This is a genomic window from Caballeronia humi, from assembly GCF_001544475.1.
Lineage (GTDB): Bacteria > Pseudomonadota > Gammaproteobacteria > Burkholderiales > Burkholderiaceae > Caballeronia > Caballeronia humi.
In genome coordinates this window covers 46,691-53,157 of record NZ_FCNW02000045.1, presented here as the reverse complement: position 1 = coordinate 53,157, position 6,467 = coordinate 46,691, and the positions used below count along the sequence as shown (strand labels likewise).

The 6,467-nt window shown below is 60.1% G+C and carries 6 protein-coding genes; 3 read left to right on the top strand and 3 right to left on the bottom strand.

The features are described 5' to 3' along the window. Both AWB65_RS27410 and AWB65_RS27405 read left to right on the top strand, forming a co-directional pair. The coding region (locus AWB65_RS27410; RefSeq protein ID WP_159907816.1) for a tyrosine-type recombinase/integrase at window positions 1–717 on the top strand (717 nt) is incomplete at its 5' end. A 183-nt stretch (window positions 718–900) separates the two neighbouring features. Beyond that, window positions 901–1,317, top strand: coding sequence for an integration host factor subunit alpha (locus AWB65_RS27405; RefSeq protein ID WP_235007787.1), 417 nt, complete (start codon window positions 901–903; stop codon window positions 1,315–1,317). A gap of 174 nt (window positions 1,318–1,491) precedes the next feature. Here the strand turns inward: AWB65_RS27405 and AWB65_RS27400 are convergent, their stop codons facing one another. The 3 genes from AWB65_RS27400 to AWB65_RS27390 all read right to left on the bottom strand — a co-directional run bounded on the left by AWB65_RS27400 (window position 1,492) and on the right by AWB65_RS27390 (window position 5,623). Next, on the bottom strand, window positions 1,492–2,499 hold the full coding sequence (locus tag AWB65_RS27400; RefSeq protein WP_087670149.1) for an alpha/beta fold hydrolase: 1,008 nt from the start codon (window positions 2,497–2,499) through the stop codon (window positions 1,492–1,494). A gap of 274 nt (window positions 2,500–2,773) precedes the next feature. Continuing rightward, on the bottom strand, window positions 2,774–3,943 hold the full coding sequence (locus AWB65_RS27395) for a zinc-dependent alcohol dehydrogenase (protein ID WP_087670148.1): 1,170 nt from the start codon (window positions 3,941–3,943) through the stop codon (window positions 2,774–2,776). An 810-nt stretch (window positions 3,944–4,753) separates the two neighbouring features. After that, on the bottom strand, window positions 4,754–5,623 hold the full coding sequence (locus AWB65_RS27390) for a manganese catalase family protein (protein WP_087670147.1): 870 nt from the start codon (window positions 5,621–5,623) through the stop codon (window positions 4,754–4,756). Window positions 5,624–5,945: 322 nt separating this feature from the next. Between AWB65_RS27390 and AWB65_RS27385 the strand changes: the two genes are divergently transcribed. Then, window positions 5,946–6,440: a YciE/YciF ferroxidase family protein gene (locus tag AWB65_RS27385; RefSeq protein ID WP_087670146.1), complete on the top strand. Its 495-nt coding sequence runs from the start codon at window positions 5,946–5,948 to the stop codon at window positions 6,438–6,440. Window positions 6,441–6,467 lie beyond the last annotated feature (27 nt).

Genomic DNA, 6,467 nt, shown 5'->3' with positions numbered 1-6,467 from the left:
CCGGTGACCATCACGCGCGAAGTCGCAGTACAAGTCGAGCGGGCGTTGTCGCCTAAGCTATGGACCGAGTTGCGCCGTGCGTTGGATGAGCGCTGCGTCGCGACGCTTCCAGATCAGGACGAGGCCGAAACTCGCCAGTGGCGCACCGCGCGCGCGGCGATCCTGCTGATGGGAGATTCGGGGCTCCGGCGCGACGAAGCAGCGCACGCGCGTCGCGAAGCTCTGCGCCCCTACGTGGGCCAATCCATCCGCCCCTCGCCTGAGGGTTCGAATGACACTCCGGTGTGGGCCCTAACGGTGATTGGAAAACGGCGCAAGCAACGCACGGTGCCGGTCAGTGCGGCGACGGTCGCTGCTTTGCGCGAGCACTGGATCGACCGTGAACGGGACTTCGATGTCCCGCTCCACTCCGCGCCGTTGATCGCGCCGCTCGCTATTCCCGCTACCCCGAGTGCCTTGAACAAACACGGCGGCGCCGTCGAAGCCGCCTATACGCCCGATGCGTTCGGTCACCTGGTGCGTCAGACGCTGCAACGCCTGACTACCGAGTTGGCCGCGCGGCCCGGTATCTCGCCCGCTGACCTGGTGCAGCTCGCGAACACCTCGGCGCATGCGTTTCGCCACACCTTCGGCACGCGTGCGGTCGCACGCAACATGCCGATCGACGTCGTGCAGACGATTCTGGGCCATGCGTCGCTGCAAACGACCTCGATTTAAGTGCGGGCCGAGCAGCGGCGCGTGCTCGAGGCGGCCGCTCAGTATTACGCCGGTGACGCCGAGGCTGACGCCGGATCGGCATCACCACGCCGACAAGAAGGCGGGGTGAAGGATCTGTGAAGACGTTCATCTTTCGGCCGCGCGACGCGACGGAACTTGAGCAAAAGGATGGTAAGAGGCATCATGCCGCCGCTTTTTGATACGTCCAGAATCCGAATGAACCCAAGAGATGAAACCGCCGAGGTGGCACACAGGCTGAACTTCCATGAGGGGCTGCCGAGTCAGGCGGCGGACGTCGGCACGCCGGCGTTCATTAGGGCGCATCTGATCGAGCAGTTAATGGTCCGGCTTGGGCTCGATAAGCCTGATGCCCACGCGCTGGTGGACGCGTTTTTTGAGGTGATCATGCAAGCGCTGGAGAACGGCGAGGCGGTTCGACTATCGGGGTTCGGCTGCTTTCAGTTGCGCGATAAACATGCGCGAGCGGGGCGGAACCCGAAGACGGGAACAGCGGTCCCTGTTGTGGCCCGACGAGTGGTCTTGTTTCGTGCCAGCCGGCTCCTGAAGTTCCGGCTAGGCAGCGCCAAAAGTCACCGATGATTTATTCAGCAACGCTGCCCGGCCCCCTGCCGCAGAAGGCCTCCCGTGACGATTGGGGCGCTGGCCAGGGCACCGTTCTTGGCATCCCGCCATGATACAGATTCGATGTGCGTGCGGTCGCGATCGATTGCGCAGCGTTAGCAAGTTGCTCTGGCGAACGTAGGCCTCCCGTGGTCACCGCGTCGCCGCTAACAAAGGGGCTTCCAAGACATCTGCGCCCGACACCGCTTCGACAGTGGCCGCGATGTTCGCCGCGGCCGCATAGTGAACCATATGGCCTGCGTCAGGGACAACGGTCAGGCTGCTTTGCGGCACGTCACGATGCAGGCGCCGCGAATGAGCGTCGACGTCGACGACTTTGTCGGCCGCACCCGCGAAGATGTGGATCGGCAACCGGAGCTCGCCGTAATGACGCTTCAGACGTGCCGCTGACGAAACCATTAGCGTGCCATCTTCGCCCTCGGCCCGGAGCTGGGACGGGCGCAACACCATTTCGTGCGGTACGGCATCGGTGAAACTTCGGGGCGTCGCTGCGGGCGAGAACATCGCCTTGACAGACTGCTTGATGAGCAGCCTGCCTGTGACCGGAGAAAGCGTATAGCGCATCGCATCGCCAATGATAGGCAACGCGAGTGGCGCGCTCATGGCGGCGTCCAGGCGTATCGTCGGGTAGTAGTAACCCGAAATCAGCACGAGGCCGCGAATATCGGCCGGAAACTGAACTGCCATGTCGAGCGCGGCCAGCGTGCCCCACGAATGTCCGACCACGACGGGCTGCTCGACATCCAGTTGCTTCAGCGCCTTCATGAAAAGTGCGGCCTGCGCCGCCGCTGTCCATAGCCGGTCACGCGGACGCTCGCTATACCCGAAGCCAGGCCGATCGAAGGAAATGACCCTGTGACGGGCAGCCAGTGCATTGATGAGTCCGCTGCCATCAAAGTCTTGAAGCATGACGGCGTTACCATGCAGCAACACGACCGGCGGCCCCTCGCCGCGTTCGACGTAGTGCAGACGCACGCCCTCGACGTCAAGGAAAGCACCCGCAGGCGGATGCTCACGTTCCGCGCGTCGCGCCTTGTGAGCGTTCCAGAGAGCTGCTGCGACGGCGGCTACCGCAACGGCAGCAGCAGCGCCAACGGTGACGGAGGTGCGCGAAGAATCTTTCTTAAAGGAGACGGTCATTATTTTTCCGAGATGTGCGGCAGCAAACGATAAATAACCGACACAGGTTTGGGGGAAGGGCAAGCCGGTACAGCCGTTGCCGTTGATTTAGCCGAAAACTGTCCGCGAGCCGGCTCCGGACGAAGTATCGATCGACGTCCCTACACCGGCATACCACGGGCATATACAGATTTCAGACGACGATCGAACTTTCTAACAAGGCTTGGACCCGCCGTCATCGCGATTGCAAAAGCGGCCCGCGCGGGACAAGTTTCAGTAGTCGTGCATCAAATGTTCAAAGCTTCAACACGACCTTAATGCAACCGTCTTCCTTGTCGCGGAACGTCTTGTACATCCCCGGGCCCTCTTCAAGCGGGACAGTGTGCGTAATCACGAAGGACGGATCGATTTGCCCTTCCTGGATGCGCCTGAGCAAGTCGTCGGTCCAGCGGTTGACGTGCGTCTGGCCCATCTTCCAGGTGAGGCCTTTGTTCATCGATGCGCCGAAAGGAATCTTGTCGATCAAGCCGCCGTAGACGCCGGGAACGGAGAGCGTCCCCGCCGGTCGGCAGACGTAGATCATCTCGCGCAGCACATGGGGACGGTCGGTTTCGAGCATCACCGCCTGTTTTACGCGGTCGTACACCGCATCAAAAGAGCGGGTCGCGTGCGACTCCATGCCGACAGCGTCGATACATTTTTCCGGTCCCTTGCCACCGGTCAGTTCTTTTAGCCGGTCGAGCACGCTCTCATCGTCGAAGTTGATTGTGATCGCCCCAGCCGCGTTCGCCATCGCGAGCCGCTCGGGCACGCGATCGATCGCGACCACTTGTTTGGCGCCGAGCAGGATCGCGCTGCGGATCGCCATCTGCCCGACCGGGCCTGCGCCCCAGATGGCCACCGTATCGGTCGGCTCGATGTCGCAGTTGACCGCGGCCTGCCATCCGGTCGGGAAGATGTCGCCGAGGAAAAGCACCTGTTCGTCCGTTAGACCGTCGGGGATCTTGATATGCGTCGTGTCCGCGAAGGGGACACGCACGAACTCCGCCTGTCCACCGGCATAGCCGCCTGTTAGATGCGAGTAGCCGAAGAGGCCGGCCGTGGCGTGGCCGAACACTTTGTCGGCCATTTCCTTGTTCGGGTTGCTGCGCTCGCAGACGGAGTAATTCCCGCGCTTGCACTGGTCGCATTCGCCGCAGAAGATCGTAAACGGCACGACCACGCGGTCACCGACTTTCAGCGCCTTGTTATCGCTCCCCACCTCGACGACTTCTCCCATGAACTCGTGGCCCATGATGTCGCCACTTTTCATGGTCGGCATGAAGCCATCGAACAGGTGCAGGTCCGACCCGCAGATGGCGCAGGTCGAGACCTTGATGATCGCGTCGCGGCCGTGTTCGATCTTTGGGTCCGGAACCGTGTCGCAACGGATGTCGTGCTTGCCATGCCAACGAAGTGCTCTCATGCTTATCTCCTCGAACAGTTGCTCGGCGATATGGGTTGCTCGGCAGGTGCGGAGCCCAGTATCAGGGGAGCTGATGGGCGCTCGCAGCAATGGTGCCAAATCCTACAAAGGTCAAATAAGGTGCTGGGCTGCGGAGATAGCCGACATCACTGGCGGAGCCCTAACGCCCGGCCAGCACGCTGATTTTTCACTCGTCTGGTCGAACCGTGTTACTAGAGGTGGTAACTAACCAGGTCGTCGCTACGAGCTTACCGTCGTTGCGAAAGAGCCCAGGCGATGCAGGATGGTGGCGACATAGATTGCGTCTCTATCGAAAGTCTGGTATCGAAAAGCATTCGGAAGCACCTTTCATGGTCCGTCGCTTCGTTGGTTCCCTGGCTGCATCGTTAGAGGCGTTTCCGGCTACGCAAATACTTTAGCGTGCGCCTAAGCGGCCGACGAGCGCCTCTCGAAAGTCCCGCTACGACGAACAGGTCCGTCGATTGAATTGAACCGGGAGCTATCCCGAAAGCGCAGCCGGTGTGACGATTTGATTGTTCAACTTCCCGACCTTTGTCGGCCGACCCAAAGAGAAAGCGAGTCCAGCCTGTGTACCAGCTCGCAAACAACTCGACGCCCTCCGGACGAACACTTTCAGACTTGCTTTTCTGCTGTTCTGCTTGCACGAGCTGCATAACAATTCCGTTTCTTAGAGGAGACGATCAGAAAGTCATTGAACTTTTATCGAGTGGCACCACGCCGTGGCCGTCCATCTGCAACCCGATCGCTCCACGGGGTCCACGCTACGAGCTGCGCGGACCCGCGTATCACTTATACCGTTTGGCCCGCACCAAGATCGGCGCCCGTTTTCGGATCGGAACTCGCGTCCGACGCAGTGCGCGAAGCCATTGCCTTGAGGACTTGCACGTCTGCTTCAGTTACGTTGACTGTCGCGAGCCCGTCGCCGCCATCGACTGCCGGCTGCGGATCCTCTACAAAAACCCAGTCGGCGCCCTCGTTCCACGGACCACGTGCATCATTACCCGACGACATGTTGTAATACACGTTCGTGAAGTCAGGTACGCCCGGCAGCTTGCCTTGCGGAAAGTTCGGCTGGATTGAATGCAGCGCCTTCTCGAACGACTTCTGGTGCGCGATTTCACGAGTCATCAAGAAGCCAAGTGCTTCCTTGATGCCGGGGTCGTCGGTCACGTTGATGAGGCGCTCATAAACGATCTTCGCGCGGGCTTCGGCAGCGATGTTCGAACGCAGGTCGGCAGTCGGCTCGCCAATGGTGTCGATGTACGCCGCTGTCCACGGCACGCCGGCCGAGTTCGTGAGCGCGGGGCCGCCGCCATAGAGCAGCGCAGTAGTGTGCGAATCGTTGCCGCCGCCCGTCAGCGACCGGTATAACTCAGCTTCGCTCTCGACAGCTTCGGCGAGTTGCCCCTTCGCGCCCTTGTTCAGCATGGCGACGATCGAACCGATGATTTCCAAGTGGCTCAGTTCTTCGGTTGCGATGTCGAACAGTAAGTCTTTACGCCCCGGATCGTCTTCACTTACCGCCTGCGTAAAATAACGACAGGCAGCGGCGAGCTCGCCTTGAGGGCCGCCAAACTGTTCAAGCAAAAGATTCGCGAGGCCGGGATTCGGCGCAGCAACGCGCACGGTGTACTGCAAACGCTTATTGTGGACGAACATAGTTTCTCCAAATCGTATCGCGGACGGACGCACCAACCTGCGACGGCTGTGCTTATGTAGGCGCGGCATGGCTCACAGCGAACGCCGATGAAAGGCTAGCTAGGACGTGAGCTCATGCTGGGCTTGGTCTCAGACCCACGAGGGCTCTGGCGAGATGCAAACTGGGCTGTTAAGGAAAGACTGCTTTGTTTTCGGAGCATGGCGCGTGCCTGACGGCGATGTATATAAGAAAGGCTGAGCAATAAGATTCGAGTTTGGTGGCACACCGATTGCAAGAGTCGACGCGTGCGGATCTGCACGCTCAATTCCGAGGAGAATTTCCATGCCGACCAAGACACTCAACGATTTGTTCATCCACGCGCTATCTGATGTGTATAGCGCCGAGAAGCAACTGACGAAAGCGTTACCGAAGCTCGCCCGGGCTTCAACCCACCCAGGACTGGCCGCTGCCTTTACGACTCACCTCGAAGAAACCCACGGTCAGATCGAACGCATCGATCGCGTGGTCGAGGTGTCGGATATCAAGCTGAAGCGCGTTAAGTGCGTCGCAATGGAAGGGCTTGTGGAAGAAGGCCAGGAGCAGATTGACGAGATCGAAAAGGGCGCTATTCTCGATGCCGCATTGATCGCTGCAGCGCAAAAGGTTGAGCACTATGAGATCGCTACTTATGGGACTCTGGCTACGCTCGCGAAGAAGCTGGGCTACACCGAGGGCATGAAGTTGCTGCTGGAAACGCTTGCTGAAGAGAAGGCGACGGACGAGAAGCTCACGTTACTCGCAAAACAGCAACTGTCGGAGGAAGAGGTAGGAAAATGATCGCTGGTTAGCAACCGGGTGGTGTCC